The sequence below is a fragment of the Clostridium mobile genome (genome assembly GCF_018918285.1).
GTDB lineage: Bacteria > Bacillota > Clostridia > Clostridiales > Clostridiaceae > Clostridium_AW > Clostridium_AW mobile.
This window is the reverse complement of sequence record NZ_JAHLQF010000005.1, coordinates 15,215-33,715: the sequence shown is the minus strand read 5'-3', so window position 1 is coordinate 33,715 and position 18,501 is coordinate 15,215. Positions and strand designations below refer to the sequence as shown.

The window sequence follows — 18,501 nt, the reverse complement described above, 5'->3', positions numbered from 1 at the left end:
TTCCTTTTTGGAATTGATAATTTTTGAAAGTAGTAAATATTTTGTAACTTTTTAAGAATATACTATAAAAAAGAGGTTAATATATGATAAATTTAAAATAGTAATATTACATTAGGAGGATTAAAAAATGGAAGGTAAAATAGCTAAAATATTAATTGTGGATGATGATGAAAATATATGCGAAATAATAAAGATGTATTTAGAGAATTCCGGTTATGCTACAAAAACAAGCAATGACGGTAAGGGAGCACAAGAACATTTTTTAGAGTATAAGCCAGATTTAGTTTTGTTAGATATAATGTTACCAAATATGGACGGAATAGATGTGCTTAAATGGATAAGAAAAGACTATGAAACACCAGTAATAATGCTTACTGCTAAGGGAGAGACTTTTGATAAAGTTTTAGGCTTAGAATTAGGCGCAGATGATTATATAGTAAAGCCATTTGAACCGAAAGAATTATTAGCTAGAATTAAAGCTGTTCTAAGAAGATATAATTCAGAGGGAGATAATAAGGAAGCATTAAGGTTTGATGATTTAACTATAGATATAAACTCTTATACCGTAATATACAACGGAGAAGAAATTAAAATGCCACCTAAGGAATTTGAACTTCTTCATTATTTAGCAAGTAATAAAAATAGAGTTTTTACAAGAGAGCAACTACTGTGTGAAGTTTGGGGCTATGACTACCCAGGAGACTCTAGGACTGTAGATGTACATGTGAAGAGACTTAGAGAAAAACTAGAAAGAGGTTCTAACTGGCAGATAGAAACAGTTTGGGGGGTTGGCTATAAGTTTGAGGTGAAGTAATATGAAAAAAAGCTTATTTTCAAAAATGGTAATAACTTTTGCTACTATTATAACTCTTAGTTTTGTTATAACAGCAACTTTTCTATCTTATTGGTTTGAAAGTTATTATTTTAGTCAAAGAAAAACACAACTTTCAAATGAATGTGAATTTATGGCAATCACAGCGATTAAATATCTTGAAGGTGGGGTATCTCATCAAAGAATGGAAGAATTAATACGTAGTATGGGTAACCTCCTTCATGCTAATATACGATTAGCTGATAACTATGGAATTGTTTATGCAGTTTCTGTTGAAGAAGATAAAGATTTAATAGGAAGTCAAATATTAAGTGATGAATTAGAGGAACTTAGGTTTGGCAGAAGTATAGAAAAGAGAGAAGCACATGGTGGGGTTTTTAATAATCCTACGCATACTTATATTGTTCCAATATTTTATAAGGATATGTTTAAAGGTGCTATTATAATGCATACTTCAATTGAGGAAATAAAGGAGCCTTTAGAAACATTTTATGAAATTATATGGATTTCGGCAATACTAGCTATAATTATATCCGTTATAGTTATTTACTATTTTTCACAGAAAATTATTATTAAGCCTTTAGGCAAAATAAACTATGTAGCAGATAAAATATCTAAAGGAGAGGTTGATAAAAGAGTTTATATAGACTCCCAAGATGAAATTGGAGATTTAGCCAACTCTTTTAACTCAATGGCAGAATCTTTAGAGAAGATAGAAGAGAACAGAAGACAATTTATATCAAACGTATCTCATGAAATAAGATCTCCATTAACTTCTATAAAAGGATTTATCGGGGGAATATTAGATGGAGTAATCCCAAGAGAAAATGAAAAATACTATCTTTCTTTAGCTTATGACGAGACACAAAGGCTTACTAGGTTAGTAAATGATTTATTAGATCTATCAGCAATAGAGGCAGGGCAATTAAAGCTAAGAATAGAAGAAGTAAATATTAATGAAATAATAAGAATTACAGTTATAAAATATGAACATAACATAAAAAATAAAAAATTAAATGTGGATGTATGTTTAGAAAACGACGATTTATACGCCATAGGTGACAAAGATAGATTAACTCAAGTTGTAACAAATTTAATTGATAACGCCATTAAGTACACTAAAGAAGGTGGCAGCATAGAAATATCGACTACAGTAAGAAGTGACAAAATATATGTATCAATATTTAATACAGGTGAAAGAATAAGCGAAGAAGATTTGAAAAAGGTATGGACTAGATTTTACAAAGCTGATAAAGCTAGGTCATCTAAAATCAGTACAGGACTTGGACTTTCTATTGTAAGAAGTATACTTACTCAGTTAGGTGAAGATATATGGGCTGAAAATAAAGATAATGGAGTAATGTTCACTTTTTCTTTAAAGAAAATATAAAAATTGATTACACTTTATTCACAGCTAAGTAAAAAATATAAAATATAATTACTTTATAACTAGGAGGTGTATAATAATGGATGATTATAAATTTAATGAAGTAAAAGATGTAAGATGGGAAAGTATAAATCCAGAGGATGGAAATATAAAATTTAGAAAAAATAAAAGAAAATCAGTTTTTAGTGGATTTTTAAGATTTGTAGCATTCATAATAATAGCTTCCATATCTGGAGGTGTTTCTGGTGCTTATATAGTAAATAGAAAGTATAATAGCAACCAGGGGAATTATGGAATGTTACAAAATGATGAAATTTCAACTGACTATAATTCTCAAAAACTTAACTCAACAGGAAATACAATTAGTAAGGTCGCAGATATGGTAGGCCCTGCAGTGGTAGGAGTTAGTAACAAAGCTGAAACGTTTTGGGGAACTATAGATCAAGGAATAGGTTCCGGAATAATTTTTGATTCTAATGGATATATAGTTACAAATTATCATGTTATTGAAGGAGCTAAGGAAGTTACAGTAAAATTATCCAATGGAAAAGTTTTTCCAGCAAAGTTAGTAGGGTATGACAAAAGAACAGACCTTGCAGTTATAAAGATAGATGCTAAAAACTTACCTACAGCAAAGTTTGGAGATTCAAGCAAAGTAAGAGTAGGAGATGTAGCAGTAGCTATAGGTAATCCATTAGGGGAAGAGTTTGCAGGCTCTGTTACTGCAGGAATTATAAGTGCGTTAAATAGAACTATGAAACATGATGGAGCTATTTATAAAGTATTACAGACAGATGCAGCAATAAACCCTGGAAATAGTGGTGGACCTTTAGTTAATGAGAACGGTGAAGTAATAGGAATTAATAGTTTAAAAATAGGAGCAGAGGCGAACGCAGAAGGAATGGGATTTGCCATAGCAATCAATGAAGCGAAGGTTATTATAGATGCTCTAATGAGTGATGGAAAGGTAAAGAGACCGTCACTAGGTGTTTTAGGTCAGACAGTTAGCTCTAGAGATGGCAAAATAAAAGGATTTTATGTAAATGAAGTTGTACCAGCTTCTGGAGCGGCTGCAGCGGGAATAAAACCAACAGACATAATAATAGAATTAGATAATGTTAAGGTGAATGGATTCGATGATTTAGCAGAAATTTTAGATAAGCATAAAATAGGAGATAAAGTATCCTGTAAAGTATGGAGAGATGGATCTACTAAAGAATTAAATATAACCCTTAAAGAAGTAAAAGAAACTAATAGTTAATTTAAAGAGACTTTTAAAGTCTCTTTATTATTTGAATGTTTATAGTATAATAATAATATTGTGCAAATTATTTTACGGAGGAAGGTAAAATGTTTTTAATAGTTGGACTAGGGAATCCAGGAAAAGAATATGCAAATACTAGACATAACGTGGGATTTGAAGCCGTTGATTTAATAGCTAGTAGGTATAATGTTGATATAAATAGGATAAAATTTAGAGGAATGTATGGTGAAGGAAATATATGTGGAGAAAAGGTTATACTACTAAAACCAACTACTTTTATGAATTTAAGTGGTGAAAGTGTAAGAGAAGTAGTAAATTTTTATAAAATAAGTATTGATAATATAATAGTTATTTATGATGATGTGGATTTAGATGTAGGAAGAGTTAGAATTAGACCAAAAGGTAGTTCAGGTGGTCATAATGGAATTAAAAATATAATATATCATCTTGGTACAGAAGATTTTACAAGAGTTAAAATAGGTGTTGGAAAAGCTGAAAAGGATATGGTTTCCCATGTTCTGGGAAGGTTTTCAAAGGAAGATAAAGAAACAATTGATAAATGTATTAATGCCACTGTAGAAATTACAGAGACAATAATAAAAGAAAGCACTGAGAGTGCTATGAATAAATATAATAGCTTTAAAGTAGAGTAGAGTTTTAATGGGGTGAAGAATAAATGAGACTTGCTGGGGTTTTAAAACCTCTTTTAGATAGTCCAGAATTTAAAGTCATAAAGAACAGTATAGAAAAAGAAAAGTATCCAATAGGTGTATATGGTATTTCTGAATCCTCCAAAAGTTATATATTAGGAGGAATATATGATCAAACGGACAAGCCAATATTAATATTAACTTCTAGTGATGTGGAAGCAAGGAATATTCAAGAAGATTTATTTTTTTATATTCCGGAAGTATATTATTTTCCTACGAAAGAAGTAGTTTTTTATAATATTGATGCTATATCAGGTGATTTAAGATGGGAGAGACTGAAAGTCATCAAAAATATATTGAAGCCGGGGAAAAAAATTGTAGTAGCATCAATTGAGTCTCTAGCATCTACATATATACCTTTGAGTTTATATAGATCACATACTTTTAAGTATAAAGTAGGAGATACTGTAAATTTTAAAGACTTATCTCAAAAATTAATACAATGTGGTTATGAGAGAGTGGATTTAGTAGATAGTAAAGGACAGTTTTCTATAAGAGGAGGAATTTTAGATATATATCCTCCCATATCAATAGAACCTTATAGAATTGAATTATTTGGTGACGAAATAGATTCTATAAGAAGCTTTAACTTAGAAACTCAAAGGAGTATAGATAAGACTGAATTTATAGAGATATTTCCAGCAAAAGAAATAGTACTTACTAAGGAAAATATAGAAAATGGATTTATTAATATAGAAAAAGATTTAAAGGAAGTATTAAAAAATATTAAAGATAAGGAAGTTAGTGAAAGATTAAAGAGTACTATATATAAAAATCTTGAAAGTTTAAAAGAGAGTTGGCAATTTGAAACTATTGATAGTTATTTACCTTATTTTTATGATAACACTTCATCATTTTTAGACTTTTTTAAAGATTGGTTTATAGTTATGGACGATGTTCAAAGATGTATTGGTAAATTAAACAGTACATATTTTGAATTTGAAGAAAACTACAAAGGTTTTTTCCAAAGAGGAGATATACTTCCAAAGCAATTTGAATTGTTATTGCCAAAGGAAGATTTAATAAATAGCTTAGAATCTAGAAAAGTTATTACTTTTAGTTCAATACCAAAATCAACAAGCATACTTCAACCTAGGGCAATTTCGAATTTTACTCAAATAACTTTACACAACTATCAAGGGCAACTAGATTTGCTGATTGAGGACATCAAATATAAAAAATCTCAAGGATATAAAACTATAATTCTTTCAGGTACAAGGCCTAGGGGTGAGAGATTAGTTGATACATTAAGAGAGAGAGGTATAGAGAGTTCTTATAAAGATATAGTTAGCGAAGTTTTACCAGGAGAAGTAGTAATAACTTTTGGTAGTCAGATAAAAGGGTATGAATATCCTAACTTAAAACTTGGCATTATATCTGACAAAGAAGTATTTGGAGAAGCTAAAAAGAAAAATAATAAAAAGTTTGTTAAAAAAGGATTAGGTAAAATCAGAAGCTTTTCAGAGCTTAAACCAGGAGATTATATAGTGCATGTAAACCATGGTATAGGATTATATAAAGGTATAAGGCAGCTAGATATAGGTGGGCATAAAAAGGATTATTTAGAACTTGTTTACTATGGAGAAGATAAATTATATGTTCCTGTGGAACAATTAGATATGGTGCAAAAGTATGTAGGGGGAGAAGGTAATACACCTAAGATAAATAAATTAGGTGGTTCGGAATGGGCAAAGGCAAAAAATAAGGTTAAAAAATCTATAGAAGAAATTGCTCAGGATTTAGTGAACTTATATGCTGTAAGATCAACTCTAAAGGGCTATAGCTTTTCTAAGGATACCGTATGGCAAAAGCAATTTGAGGATGAATTTCCATTTGATGAAACTCCAGACCAACTTACTGCAATTGAAGATATAAAGAACAGTATGGAGTCAGATAAACCTATGGACAGACTTCTTTGTGGTGACGTAGGATATGGTAAAACAGAAGTAGCCATAAGAGCTGCATTTAAATCTGTAATGGATGGTAAACAAGTAGCTTTTTTAGTGCCAACAACTATATTAGCTCAGCAACATTACAATAATTTAGTTCAAAGATTTTCGGATTTTCCAGTTAAAATAGATATGATAAGTAGATTTAGAACTACTTCTCAACAAAAGGAAACTATTAAAGCTGTTAAAGCAGGTAACGTAGATATATTAATTGGAACTCATAGAATTATACAAAAAGATATAGAATTTAAAGATTTAGGGTTACTGATAATTGATGAAGAACAGAGATTTGGAGTAAAGCATAAAGAAAAGATTAAATCTTTAAAGAAAAATATTGACGTATTAACTCTTAGCGCCACACCTATACCTAGGACATTGCATATGTCCTTAGTTGGCGTAAGAGATATAAGTGTTATAGAAACTCCTCCAGAAGAGAGATATCCTATACAGACCTATGTGGTAGAATATAATGATCAATTGATAAGAGACGCTATACTAAGAGAGGTAAATAGAGGAGGACAGGTATATTTTGTATACAATAGAGTAGAAAATATAAAGGATATGTCGGCTTATTTATCAAAGCTTATACCTGAAATAAAAATAGGAGTAGCTCATGGACAGATGAAGGAGAGAGAGCTGGAAACAGTTATAATGGATTTCATCAATAAAGAATATGATGTTTTGTTAGCCACAACAATAATAGAGACTGGAATGGATATACACAATGTAAATACTATGATAATCTTTGATGCAGATAAAATGGGACTATCTCAATTGTATCAATTGAGAGGTAGGGTAGGTAGAAGTAATAGGATGGCTTATTGCTATTTAACTTATAAAAAGGATAAAATTCTAACAGAGGTGGCAGAGAAGAGGCTAAAGGCTATAAAAGAATTTACTGAATTAGGATCAGGATTTAAAATAGCATTGAAAGATTTAGAAATTAGAGGTGCCGGAAGCATGATGGGTTCTTCTCAGCATGGTCACATGTCTTCTATTGGATATGATTTATATTGTAGAATGTTAGAAGATACCATAAAACAGCTAAAAGGTGAGATTGATAAGGAGCCTGTAGAAACCTCAATAGAATTAAAAATAGATGCATATATACCTGAAAGTTATATAGAAGATGAAACTCAAAAAATAGAAATATATAAGAAAATTGCATCTATAAATGATTACGAAGATTTTATAGACATACAGGAAGAGCTTGAAGACAGATTTTCTGATATACCTACTTCGGTAGTTAATCTTATGGATATTGCATATTTAAGAAGTATTGCAAAGAGCTTAGGAATTGAGGAAATTAAAGAGAAAGGGGAGGAGATACTTATACAATTTGAAAATATGGAAAGACTAAATGATTGTATAAGAAAAGGTATTAAAACTAACTACAATAGAATAATATCCTTTAGATTTGCTGAAAAACCTGTATTAGTTTATAATTTAAATAACATTAAAAAAGAAGACTTATTAGCTAAATTAAAAGAGCTTATATTATTTATAAAAGATGGATGTAAGTAAATAAAAACTTATTTACATTGTATAAAAAAATTAGTATAGTAAAAAAACATAGAATAGAGTGGGGGAATAATAGTGAAAAACATAAAAAAACTGATTATATCATCCTTAGTAGCAGCAATGACTTTTTCAGCTGTAGGATGTAACATGATTGAAAAAACTCCAGAAGCAATAAAGAAAAGTGTAGTTGCTAAGATAAACGATGAAACTATAACTAGAGAAGAGTTGGATTCAAATCCTATAGTAGCAGAACAGATAAAAAAATTAGAAGAAGAGTATGGTGAAAATTATATAAACAATACAGAAGTAAAAGAACAATTACTAGAATATAAAAAACAAGTTGTTGAACAGATGGTTACAGAAAAATTAATATTACAAAAATCAAAAGACTTGAAAATAGACGAAAATAAAGTAAATGAAGAAGTAGAAAAAACATTTAATGATGTAATAAAGAATGGTTTTAATAATGATAAAGAAAAATTCCTTGAAGATTTGAAAACTATGGGAATTACAGAAGCTCAATTAAAGGACTTCTATAAAACACAATTTACTATACTTCAAGTAAGAGATCTTATAGTTAAAGATGTAAAAGTAACTGATGAAGTTGCAAAAAAATACTATGATGAAAATATATATCAATTTTTAGAAGGAGATAGCAAATTTCATTCAGCCCATATATTAGTTGCTACAGAAGAGGAAGCTAAAAAAGTTAAGGAAAGATTAAATAAGGGTGAAGACTTTGCTAAAGTAGCTAAAGAAGTTTCTTTAGATGGTTCAAAAGAAAATGGTGGAGACTTAGGAGAGACAGGATATGGAGATCTTGTTAAACCTTTTGTAGACGCAGTAGTAAAATTAAATAAAGGTGAAATATCAGAACCAGTAAAGAGTCAGTATGGATACCACATTATTAAATTAATAGATAAAGAACCTATAACAATTAAAAAGTTTGATACAGTAAAAGAAGAAATCAAAAAAGAGTTGCTTTCAAGTGAACAACAGAAAAAATTTAATGCTGAATTAGAAAAATGGAAATCAGAATCTAAAATAGAAACTGAAAAATATGTAAAAAATTTAGTTTAAAAAAAACCCCGAAATTTAATTTCGGGGTTTTTAAATTACAAATGTGTATAAAATTTCATAAATAGAAAGATAATATTAATACAAGTTGTAAATATCAATTTAAAGGAGGAAAAAAATATATGAAAGCCACAGGAATTGTTAGACGTATAGACGACTTGGGTAGAGTCGTTATTCCTAAAGAAATAAGAAGGACCTTAAGGATAAGAGAGGGAGACCCTTTAGAGATATTTACTGATAGAGAAGGAGGAGTTATATTAAAGAAATACTCCCCTATTGGTGAATTAAGCGAATTCTCCAAAGGTTATGCAGAATCTCTACAGCAAGCAGCAGGAAATATAGTAGTTATTTGCGATAGAGATAGCATAATATCTATTAGTGGAGCTCCTAAAAAAGAGTATTTAGACAAAAAAATAAGTACAGATTTAGAAAAGATTATTGAAGAAAGAAAAGTAGTTAATTACAATCAAAGCTCAGACATTATACCACTCTATGATGATGAAGAGGTGGATGAAAAGTATAAAGGGCAAGTTATATCACCAATAATAGCAGAAGGAGATGCAATTGGAGCTGTTGTTATTGTATCTAAAGAAGAAGGTAAGAAGTTTGGAGACGTAGAAATTAAGTTAGCTGAAACTGCATCATCCTTCTTAGGAAAACAAATGGAGCAATAAATAAAATGGTAGACAAATTGCTAATATTAAATGGCAGCATGTCTGCCATTTATTTTTGTTCCATAAAAATTATTGACAATGATTTATAAAAATATTCAATAAAAAGTAATATTGCCTCTGAATTATAAATAAATAATATTTAGAAGACTTTCGGAGGTATTAATTATGAAAAAGCAATCCTTGTTAAAAGGTACACTTATTTTAGGACTATCAGGAATTTTCGCTAAGTTTTTAGGATTATTTTTTAGATGGCCTTTAATAATGCTCATAGGTGACGAAGGAATAGGATATTATCAAATGTCTTATCCTTTATATCTATTTTTTATTGCGGTAGCATCAGGAATTCCAGTTGCTATATCTAAGATGGTTTCAGAGAGAAAGGCTTTAGGAGATAATGAAGGCATACTACAAGTATTTAAAAAGGCAATGTTGCTAATGGTAGTTATCGGTGGAGTATTTACAGTAAGTATTCTGCTACTTTCAAGATATATTATTGACCTTTTTAAATGGGATAGTAAGGCTTATTACTCTTTGATAGGCATTGCCACAGCTCCCTTTTTCATTTCAATAATCAGTGCATTTAGAGGGTTTTTCCAAGGGTTACAAAACATGAATCCATCAGCTGTATCACAAATTATAGAACAGGTAGGAAGGGTAATATTTGGAATAGGCCTGGCATATATGCTTTTACCTAAGGGAATAGAGTATGCAGCAGGGGGAGCTGCTTTTGGAGCAACAGCGGGAGGAATACTAGGTGGGATATATTTATATGCAAGATATATTCGTGTAAGAAAAGAGATAAATGTAAAGAATGTAAGAGACAATTTAGATATATTGAGTAAGCTTATATATATATCTGTACCAATATCATTAGGAGCTACAGTAGGCAGTGTTATGGGTCTAATTGACTCTATTCTAGTTCCACAGAAACTTTTGCAAGGGGGGCTAGACTTTAAGGAGGCTACTATACTCTACGGGCAATTGACTGGTAAAGCATCTGTATTAATAAATGTTCCACTTACCATATCAATGTCATTATGTGCCTCTTTAGTACCCATTATAGCAGAGTGTTATATTTTAAATAGAAGATTCGAGCTTATGGAAAAAACTCAATTGTCTATCAAATTTGCTACGGTAATTTCATTTCCATCTTGCTTAGGGCTATTTTTCTTATCAGAACAAATTATGCAACTTTTATTTCCGGGGCATAGTGGTGGGGGAGAAATATTAAAATATTCTTCCATATCTATTCCTTTTATCATACTGACTCAAACATCTACGGCTATTATGCAAGGTATAGGCAAATATATTACCCCTGTGGTCACTCTTATATTAGGATGTATAGTAAAAGTAATGTTAACAGCAAAGTTAGTCCCTATAAAGGGCATAAGTATTTATGGCGCGGTAATTGGATCTATCGGGGGATACCTCATAGTTACCATATTAAATATGCTACTGCTTAAAATCAGCTTAAAAATTAGGATGGATTGGTATAATATATTTATAAAACCGCTATTGGCGTCAATTATAATGATAATTTCAGTTATTTTAATAAATTCAAGACTATATGTTATTATGAATAGTAGTAATTTAGCTTGTGTAATATCTATATTTTCAGGTATATTAATATATAGTATACTAATTTTTACTATGAGAATATTTAGCTTTGGATACTTTAAAAATAAGATTTTACGTCACAAAAGGAGAGGTATAGATGATAAAGATCATAGGACTTGGTCCAGGTTCTAAAGAGGCACTAACCTTAGGAAGTATAGAGGTATTAAGGAGTTGTGAAAATATTTACCTAAGGACAGAAAAACATCCAGTTGTAGAATATCTAAAAGGTCTAAATATAAGTTTCTCTACCTTCGATAATAAATATGAAACCATGAAAAGTTTTGATGAAGTATATATATCAATTTCTGAAGAATTAGTAGAAAAGTGTAGAATATATAAAGAAATCGTATATGCTGTGCCAGGGCACCCTTTAGTTGCAGAGAAATCAGTAACTAATTTAATAAAACTATGTGAAGAGAACAATTTGGAATATAAAATATATCCAGCTGTAAGCTTCGTAGATGCTATGGTAGAATCATTGAAGATAGACCCAATAGAAGGATTAAAGATAATGGATGCCTTTGAAATAAAAGAAGGAATCTTAGACAGAAGAGTTGGAACTATAATAACACAAGTTTATAATAAATTTATAGCTTCTGAAGTAAAGCTTCAGCTTCAGGATTATTATGGAGATGAGGAAGAAATATTTTTTGTTAGAGCAGCTGGAGTAGAAGGTTTAGAGAGCATAAGGAAAATAAAATTATATGAACTTGATAGACAGGAAGATATAGATTACTTAACTTCGATTTATATACCTGAAAAGAAAGATTATGTTGGAGATTTTCATGATTTAGTGCACATAATGGAAAAATTAAGAGGGGATAATGGATGTCCCTGGGATAAAGAACAAGATCATGATTCTTTAAAGAGATATTTAATAGAAGAAACTTATGAAGTTATTGAAGCCATAGAAAAAACAGACGATAATATGCTATGGGAAGAGTTAGGCGACTTACTTCTGCAAATTGTTTTTCACGCACAAATAGGAAGAGAAGAGAATAGCTTTAATATAAATGATGTAACAAAAGGTATTTGCAGAAAAATGATAGAAAGGCATCCTCATGTATTTGAGAGTACAAAAGTAAGCTCATCTACAGAAGTATTAGATAACTGGGATGAAATAAAGAGAATTAATAAAGGATTTAGTTCTTATACGGAAGAATTAGAGCATATAGCAAAGACATTACCTGCTTTAATGAGAGCAGAAAAGGTTCAGAAGAAAGCCGCTAAGGTAGGTTTTGACTGGGATAAGATTGAAGATGCATTATCTAAAGTGGTAGAAGAATATTATGAAGTAAGAGATGTATATAAAAGTAATAATAGGGCAAAAATATTAGAAGAAGTTGGAGATTTAATATTTTCAGTAGTAAATGTAGCAAGATTTCTTGACATAGACCCCGAATATGCATTAAATTATACTATAGATAAATTTATTTATCGTTTCCGATACATAGAAGAAACCGCGTCGAAAATGGGATTTGATTTAAAACAAATGACATTGGAAGAAATGGATAAACTATGGGAAGAAGCGAAAAAAAATAATTAAATTTATAAAAACATATAACTCAAAGAAGGAATTTTAAAATCAGTGAAGAATATGCTATTTTATAGTATGTAAGCTATTTTATAGCATACTCAATATTAAGGAGGTAAAAAAAGTGAATAAAGCAGAATTAATTACAAGTATGGCTGAAAAATCTAAATTAACTAAGAAAGATGCTGAACTACTTCTTAAGGCGTTTATCGAATCAGTTGAGGAAACACTTGAAAAGGGTGAAAAAGTTCAATTAGTAGGATTTGGAACATTTGAAACAAGAAACAGAGCAGCTAGAATAGGTAGAAATCCAAAAACTAGAGAAGAAATCACTATTCCAGAATCAACTGTTCCAGTGTTTAAACCAGGTAAAGAATTTAAAGATAAAGTAAATAAATAAGATACTTTTGTATTTTTCAAAAAACCTAGGTGTAAATCTGGGTTTTTTGTGATTTGAGGAGGATAATATGAGATTAGATAAGTATTTAAAAGTATCTAGAATTATAAAAAGAAGAACTGTAGCAAAAGAAGCTTGTGAAAGTGGAAGAGTGCTCATAAATGATAAGGTTGCTAAACCAGGTACGGAAGTAAAAGAAAATGATATTATTGAAATTAAGTATTCTGAAAAATCACTAAAGGCTAGAATTATTAATATATCAGAGCATGTAAAGAAAGAAGATGCTAAAGAGATGTATGAAATAATATCAGGAGATGAAGATATGGACTGAAGGAGACCCTTCGGTCTTTTTCTTTTATTAGATGATTACGCCCTGTAATAATCTTATCTTCTTTAAACAGGGGTCACCTAATCTGAACTAAATTTCACTTTATCCGATGACTACCATCCGTAATACTCCCATCTTCTATAAATGGGAGATATAAGAACTCTTGAGCTTCAGCCATTTAGAGTTCTTATGTTGTTCATAACGGATGTTACGTCCCTGGATAAGTTCTTCTAAGCTTCAGCTGGAATAAGTATTCCTTTTAAGTAAACTCCATCTGAAGCTAAGAATTACTTGATAAAGATAAGTGCTATATAAAAAAACATATGCATATAATATTATAAAGTTGGAGGTGAATCTCATGGAAAAAAAAGAGATAAGATTAGAAGAAAAGAGTGTTATGACATTAGAAAATAGAAAGAAACTTTTTTTAAATGGAGTGGTAGAAGTTTTTAGTTTTAATGAGGAACAGATAATATTAAATACTACATTAGGAACGTTACATATAAAGGGAGAGGGACTAAAGATGAACAAGCTAGACGTTCAAAATGGTGAGGTTATAATAAATGGTATGATAAATTCCTGTGTTTACACCAATAAAGAAAATAAAAAAGAAAAAGAAAAATTATTATCAAAATTATTTAAGTAAGGAGTAAAAATGATAATATCTATAGAACATCAGGTGAAATTAGTAGTATTTAGTTTAGCCTCTGGTATCATAACGGGAATACTATTTGATATATATAGAATTATTAGAGGGTTTGAGAACCCTAATAAAGTAATAACATATATCCAAGATATATTATTTTGGATAATGTCTAGCATATTAGTATTCATATTCTTGTTATATTTTAATTATGCGTATGTAGGATTTTATGTCTATTTATTTATTATCGTTGGGATATTTTTTTATTTAAAACTTGCCAGTAATATTTTCATAAAAGTGCTTTATAATTCTATAAATATTATAGGAAAATTACTAAGAGTACTAAAAAATACCATTCTATTTCCGATAGAATTACTAATATATAAAATTAAAAATAAAAAAGTAAAGTAAAATTATAAAAATCACTTGAAGAAAAATTCAATTGCCATTAGAATATAACTAAAGGATAACCTTAATTAAAGAAAGGATAATTTATCTATGAGAAAGCTTGGTAAATTGAATAAAGTATTCTTTTTCATGCTGGCCTTTTATGTATGTTTTATTTTAGGTAAACAGCAAATCACTATGAAAAATATAGAAGCTCAGATGAATGAAAAAAATATTGAAATTGAAAAGCTAGAAGATAAAAACGAAAAATTAAAAGATGAAGTGGAAATGACTAAATCAGACGCATACATCGAAAAGCTGGCAAGAGAGAAGTTAAATTTAATTAAGCCAGGAGAAAGTGCTGTTATAAATAATAGTACAAGTAAATAAAGTTTAATATTAATATTAATATACATTTTTAAGGAGGAATTTTTTCAATATGACCTTAAAAGCTGGAAACATACTAGAAGGCACAGTGGTAAACATTACAGGCTTTGGAGCTTTTGTAGAAATCGAAGGCAAAACAGGCTTGGTCCACATATCTGAGGTTTCAGATAGTTACGTTAAAGACATAAGAAGTTTTCTAAAGGAAAAAGACAAAGTAAAAGTAAAGATAATTTCTGTTGATGACAATGGTAAAATAAGTCTGTCAATAAAACAGGCAGAACCGCAGAAAAAATCTGTAAGACCAATCGAAATAGATTGGAATAAAGAAAAGGAAAAGCAGTCACCTAAAGATTTTGAGGATAGAATGCTTAAATTTTTGAAGGAAAGTGAGGAAAGACTTCAAGACATAAAGAAAAATCAAGATTCAAGGAATCGTGGCTATAGAAAGAACTCAAACTATTAGAGAATAAGAGGCTTAATAGCCTCTTTTTATAAATAAAAAAATATATGTTGACATAAATAAATAGTTGATATATAATAGACTATGTCGCAAGAAGTGATATACAAAACAATGCCGAAGTGGCGGAACTGGCAGACGCACAGGACTTAAAATCCTGCGGTGCTAAAACACCGTACCGGTTCGATTCCGGTCTTCGGCACCAAAATATAATATCGCGGGGTGGAGCAGTTGGCAGCTCGTCGGGCTCATAACCCGAAGGTCGTAGGTTCAAGTCCTGCCCCCGCTACCATAATAAAATATGGCGGAATAGCTCAGCTGGCTAGAGCATTCGGTTCATACCCGGAGTGTCGTAGGTTCAAGTCCTATTTCCGCTACCATATATTTGCCGAAGTGGCGGAACTGGCAGACGCACAGGACTTAAAATCCTGCGGTGCTAAAACACCGTACCGGTTCGATTCCGGTCTTCGGCACCAAAATTATAATATCGCGGGGTGGAGCAGTTGGCAGCTCGTCGGGCTCATAACCCGAAGGTCGTAGGTTCAAGTCCTGCCCCCGCTACCATAATGAAATATGGCGGAATAGCTCAGCTGGCTAGAGCATTCGGTTCATACCCGGAGTGTCGTAGGTTCAAGTCCTATTTCCGCTACCAAGTAATGATTACCTAATAAGGTAATCATTTTTGCTATTTACTAAATAATATTTGATTATTTTGCAAGTTATAACAAGTTATAAATAGTACCTGCCTTTATTCTTATCAAAACTTCAAATTTTCCCTAAAGTATAATTTTTATGTTAAATACTATAAATATATGTCCTAAAAAAAATATAAACTTTTCCTAACAAATGACATTTATTTCCATATGCCTCTGTTATAATTAAATAAAAAATCTAGAGGCGGTGGGTAAATTATGCAGTATGGAGCGGATATACTTCCATATCAAAGAATTAGAAATCTACATAACGAAATACAAAAGAAAAAAATATTTAATATGGCGTTACCCATAAAATATATACTTTATTTTATAGGTAGTATACTTATAAGTAGAGTTGTTATGATTAATTTAATGGCTCCTTTTGGTATAGCATTTCTTATAGCTAGTATATTAAAAATGGACAAGAGAGTTTCCATAGTTACCGGTGTAGGAACAATCATAGGATATTTGTCTGTTTTTTATGCAGTGAAAAATATCTGGATATATATTATACAGGCATTAACATTAAGCCTGTTTGGATATGTATTTAATGAAATGGATAAAAACAAGAAATTGACTATAAGTTTAGGAATTATATTTATCCAATTAGCTATTTTTAATAAATTTGTCATTCATGTTACTCTGGGATTGTCAATTTTTAATGCTTTATTTGAATTAGCGTGTATCTTCCCAATATATTATATTATTAATTATTCTACGATATGCATAGAAGAATATAAGAACAAACATTTATACAGTAGTGAAGAAACTATAAGTATGGCTATTGCGTTATCTTTATTTATCGCAGGGACATGGGGTATAAACTTATTTGGACTCTCTATTAGAAATATAATAGCCCTTACCTTCGTAGTAATGATCGGATATATCAAAGATAGCTCGGCAGGAGGAGCTTGTGGAGTAGCATTGGGAGCAATAATCGGAATATCTACTAACAATATGGTAACGTTTATAGGTACTTATGGAATTTGCGGTTTGATGGCAGGTATATTTAAAGAAACAGGAAAATGGGCTAGTGGAATAGCATACATTGTAATGTTTTCAATTTTAAAGTTATATTCAGATATAGGAGTTCAGTTTCAAATTGGGGAGGCATTAGTGGCATTGACAATATTCTATGTGGTGCCTTTGAAATGGTATAAAAAGATGGAAGTTGAATTAGATTGGCAATTAAAGGGGGAGAATTTAAAAGAGAATTATATACAAAATGTCAAGGAATTATTTAACGATGGATTAATGGATTTTTCGCAGCTGTTATTGGATATGAGGAAGACTTTAGAAAACTTAGCTGATAATGATAAGTTAAGAATGAAAACTAAGAGTAGTGTATTAATACAAAATCTAGCAGATAGGGTTTGTAGTAACTGTGATATGAGAAACATATGCTGGAAAAGAGAAAGTTACTATACATATTCAGCTTTTTCGGAGCTCATAGAAGGATATGAAGATTGCAAAGAATATATACCTAAGGAGTTAACGAGAAAATGTGTAAAAAGATCTTATCTAATCGAAAACACAAAAGACATTATGAAAAATCATATTATAGATGAAATGTGGAAAAAAAGCTTAAGTGAATGTAGGGAATATTTAGCTACACAAATTGGTAATATAGCTTATTCTGTAGATGAAATGGCAAAAAACATTGATGTTGATGTACAGTTTGATAAATACATAGAAAAAGATTTAAGGAGGGTACTAAATAAAAATAATATAAAATACAAAAATGTGTTTTGCTATAATAATAAAAAAGATAGGCTGGTAATTAAATTGTCCCTAGATGTTTGCGGTGGAAAACATAGGTGCATAAAGGAGGTTCTACCACTTATAAATTCTGTAACGGGTAAGGTTATGTGTGTAAGCAATGAAGGATGTAATATTGACATGTGCAGTAAGAGCTGTAATTTGATATTGGAAGAGACACCTAAATATCATATATCTTCATATGTAGGAAGAGTGTGTAAAGATGGGGAAAAGCTAAATGGAGATAGCTATGTTTATGATAAGATGAAGGACGGTACATACTTAACACTAATAAGCGATGGAATGGGTTCAGGACCAGAAGCTCATCAAGAAAGTGGTGCAGCAGTGGAGCTCATTCAAAAATTCTTAAAAGCTGGATTTACTGAAATAAATGCTATTAACACAGTAAATTCTCTTATGACTATAAAATTTTCAGAAAATGAAAAATTTTCAACCGTAGATTTAAATAGTATTGATCTTTATACAGGACAAGCTAATTTCATGAAGGTTGGAGCCGTGCCAAGCTTTGTAAAGTCTAAAGATAAGGTAGAAGTTATAAAATCTAGAACTTTGCCTATTGGAGTTTTAGATAAAGTAGATGTGGACATAATAAAAAAGCAAGTTAAAAACGGAGACATATTAGTAATGTTAAGTGATGGAGTATTAGATTACAATAATGAAGAAGCAGGTAAAGTAGATTGGCTATTAAAATATTTACAAGAAAGTAAATATAATAATCCAGAGGAACTTTGTCAAGATATCATATCTAGAGTAAAAGAATTAAGTAATGGAAAGGTAAAAGATGATATGACAGTGATTGTATCAAAAGTCTATTCTCTATACTAACAAAAAACCAGAAATCAGCAGTACTTATTGAGGATTTC

At 30.4% G+C, this 18,501-nt stretch carries 16 protein-coding genes and 6 tRNA genes; all 22 read left to right on the top strand.

Annotation, left to right across the window (positions count from 1 at the left end; genetic code table 11):
* Nucleotides 1-127 precede the first annotated feature (127 nt).
* The 22 genes from KQI86_RS18380 to spoIIE all read left to right on the top strand — a co-directional run bounded on the left by KQI86_RS18380 (nucleotide 128) and on the right by spoIIE (nucleotide 18,463).
* The gene (locus tag KQI86_RS18380; RefSeq protein WP_216440886.1) at nucleotides 128-814 is read left to right on the top strand and encodes a response regulator transcription factor; all 687 of its coding nucleotides are present in this window, start codon (nucleotides 128-130) and stop codon (nucleotides 812-814) included.
* 1 nt (nucleotide 815) lies between these two features.
* Nucleotides 816-2,222, top strand: coding sequence for a HAMP domain-containing sensor histidine kinase (locus KQI86_RS18375; protein ID WP_216440885.1), 1,407 nt, complete (start codon nucleotides 816-818; stop codon nucleotides 2,220-2,222).
* 76 nt (nucleotides 2,223-2,298) lie between these two features.
* Nucleotides 2,299-3,480, top strand: coding sequence for a S1C family serine protease (locus tag KQI86_RS18370; RefSeq protein ID WP_216440884.1), 1,182 nt, complete (start codon nucleotides 2,299-2,301; stop codon nucleotides 3,478-3,480).
* Between the two features lie 89 nt (nucleotides 3,481-3,569).
* Nucleotides 3,570-4,136 carry an aminoacyl-tRNA hydrolase gene (gene pth / locus KQI86_RS18365; protein WP_216440883.1) on the top strand — a complete coding sequence of 189 codons (567 nt, stop codon included), beginning with the start codon at nucleotides 3,570-3,572 and terminating at the stop codon, nucleotides 4,134-4,136.
* Between the two features lie 23 nt (nucleotides 4,137-4,159).
* Nucleotides 4,160-7,666: a transcription-repair coupling factor gene (mfd, locus tag KQI86_RS18360; protein ID WP_216440882.1), complete on the top strand. Its 3,507-nt coding sequence runs from the start codon at nucleotides 4,160-4,162 to the stop codon at nucleotides 7,664-7,666.
* A gap of 72 nt (nucleotides 7,667-7,738) precedes the next feature.
* Complete coding sequence (locus tag KQI86_RS18355; RefSeq protein WP_216440881.1) at nucleotides 7,739-8,743, top strand: peptidylprolyl isomerase; 1,005 nt, start codon at nucleotides 7,739-7,741, stop codon at nucleotides 8,741-8,743.
* A 119-nt stretch (nucleotides 8,744-8,862) separates the two neighbouring features.
* Nucleotides 8,863-9,414, top strand: coding sequence for a stage V sporulation protein T (gene spoVT / locus KQI86_RS18350; protein ID WP_216440880.1), 552 nt, complete (start codon nucleotides 8,863-8,865; stop codon nucleotides 9,412-9,414).
* A 165-nt stretch (nucleotides 9,415-9,579) separates the two neighbouring features.
* Nucleotides 9,580-11,163, top strand: a complete 1,584-nt coding sequence (locus KQI86_RS18345; RefSeq protein ID WP_216440879.1) for a putative polysaccharide biosynthesis protein — start codon at nucleotides 9,580-9,582, stop codon at nucleotides 11,161-11,163.
* Nucleotides 11,129-12,577: a bifunctional methyltransferase/pyrophosphohydrolase YabN gene (yabN, locus tag KQI86_RS18340; protein ID WP_216440878.1), complete on the top strand. Its 1,449-nt coding sequence runs from the start codon at nucleotides 11,129-11,131 to the stop codon at nucleotides 12,575-12,577. Before KQI86_RS18345 ends, yabN begins: the two co-directional genes overlap by 35 nt.
* 94 nt (nucleotides 12,578-12,671) lie before the next feature.
* A complete protein-coding gene (locus tag KQI86_RS18335; RefSeq protein ID WP_343216195.1) occupies nucleotides 12,672-12,965 on the top strand; it encodes an HU family DNA-binding protein in 294 nt (97 codons plus the stop codon).
* Between the two features lie 67 nt (nucleotides 12,966-13,032).
* Nucleotides 13,033-13,293, top strand: coding sequence for an RNA-binding S4 domain-containing protein (locus tag KQI86_RS18330; protein ID WP_216440876.1), 261 nt, complete (start codon nucleotides 13,033-13,035; stop codon nucleotides 13,291-13,293).
* A 355-nt stretch (nucleotides 13,294-13,648) separates the two neighbouring features.
* Nucleotides 13,649-13,936: a sporulation protein YabP gene (gene yabP / locus KQI86_RS18325; RefSeq protein WP_216440875.1), complete on the top strand. Its 288-nt coding sequence runs from the start codon at nucleotides 13,649-13,651 to the stop codon at nucleotides 13,934-13,936.
* Between the two features lie 9 nt (nucleotides 13,937-13,945).
* Complete coding sequence (yabQ, locus tag KQI86_RS18320) at nucleotides 13,946-14,344, top strand: spore cortex biosynthesis protein YabQ (RefSeq protein WP_216440874.1); 399 nt, start codon at nucleotides 13,946-13,948, stop codon at nucleotides 14,342-14,344.
* A gap of 87 nt (nucleotides 14,345-14,431) precedes the next feature.
* Entirely contained in the window at nucleotides 14,432-14,710 is a 279-nt protein-coding gene (locus KQI86_RS18315) for an FtsB family cell division protein (RefSeq protein WP_216440873.1), read from the top strand.
* 49 nt (nucleotides 14,711-14,759) lie between these two features.
* Nucleotides 14,760-15,170: a S1 domain-containing RNA-binding protein gene (locus KQI86_RS18310; protein WP_216440872.1), complete on the top strand. Its 411-nt coding sequence runs from the start codon at nucleotides 14,760-14,762 to the stop codon at nucleotides 15,168-15,170.
* Nucleotides 15,171-15,280: 110 nt separating this feature from the next.
* Nucleotides 15,281-15,369: transfer RNA gene (locus KQI86_RS18305), tRNA-Leu, on the top strand.
* An 11-nt stretch (nucleotides 15,370-15,380) separates the two neighbouring features.
* A tRNA-Met gene (locus tag KQI86_RS18300) sits at nucleotides 15,381-15,456 on the top strand.
* An 11-nt stretch (nucleotides 15,457-15,467) separates the two neighbouring features.
* Nucleotides 15,468-15,544, top strand: a tRNA-Met gene (locus KQI86_RS18295).
* A 7-nt stretch (nucleotides 15,545-15,551) separates the two neighbouring features.
* Nucleotides 15,552-15,640, top strand: a tRNA-Leu gene (locus KQI86_RS18290).
* A 12-nt stretch (nucleotides 15,641-15,652) separates the two neighbouring features.
* Nucleotides 15,653-15,728 (top strand) — tRNA-Met (locus tag KQI86_RS18285).
* A gap of 11 nt (nucleotides 15,729-15,739) precedes the next feature.
* Nucleotides 15,740-15,816, top strand: a tRNA-Met gene (locus KQI86_RS18280).
* 259 nt (nucleotides 15,817-16,075) lie between these two features.
* On the top strand, nucleotides 16,076-18,463 hold the full coding sequence (gene spoIIE / locus KQI86_RS18275; protein WP_216440871.1) for a stage II sporulation protein E: 2,388 nt from the start codon (nucleotides 16,076-16,078) through the stop codon (nucleotides 18,461-18,463).
* Nucleotides 18,464-18,501: the final 38 nt, after the last annotated feature.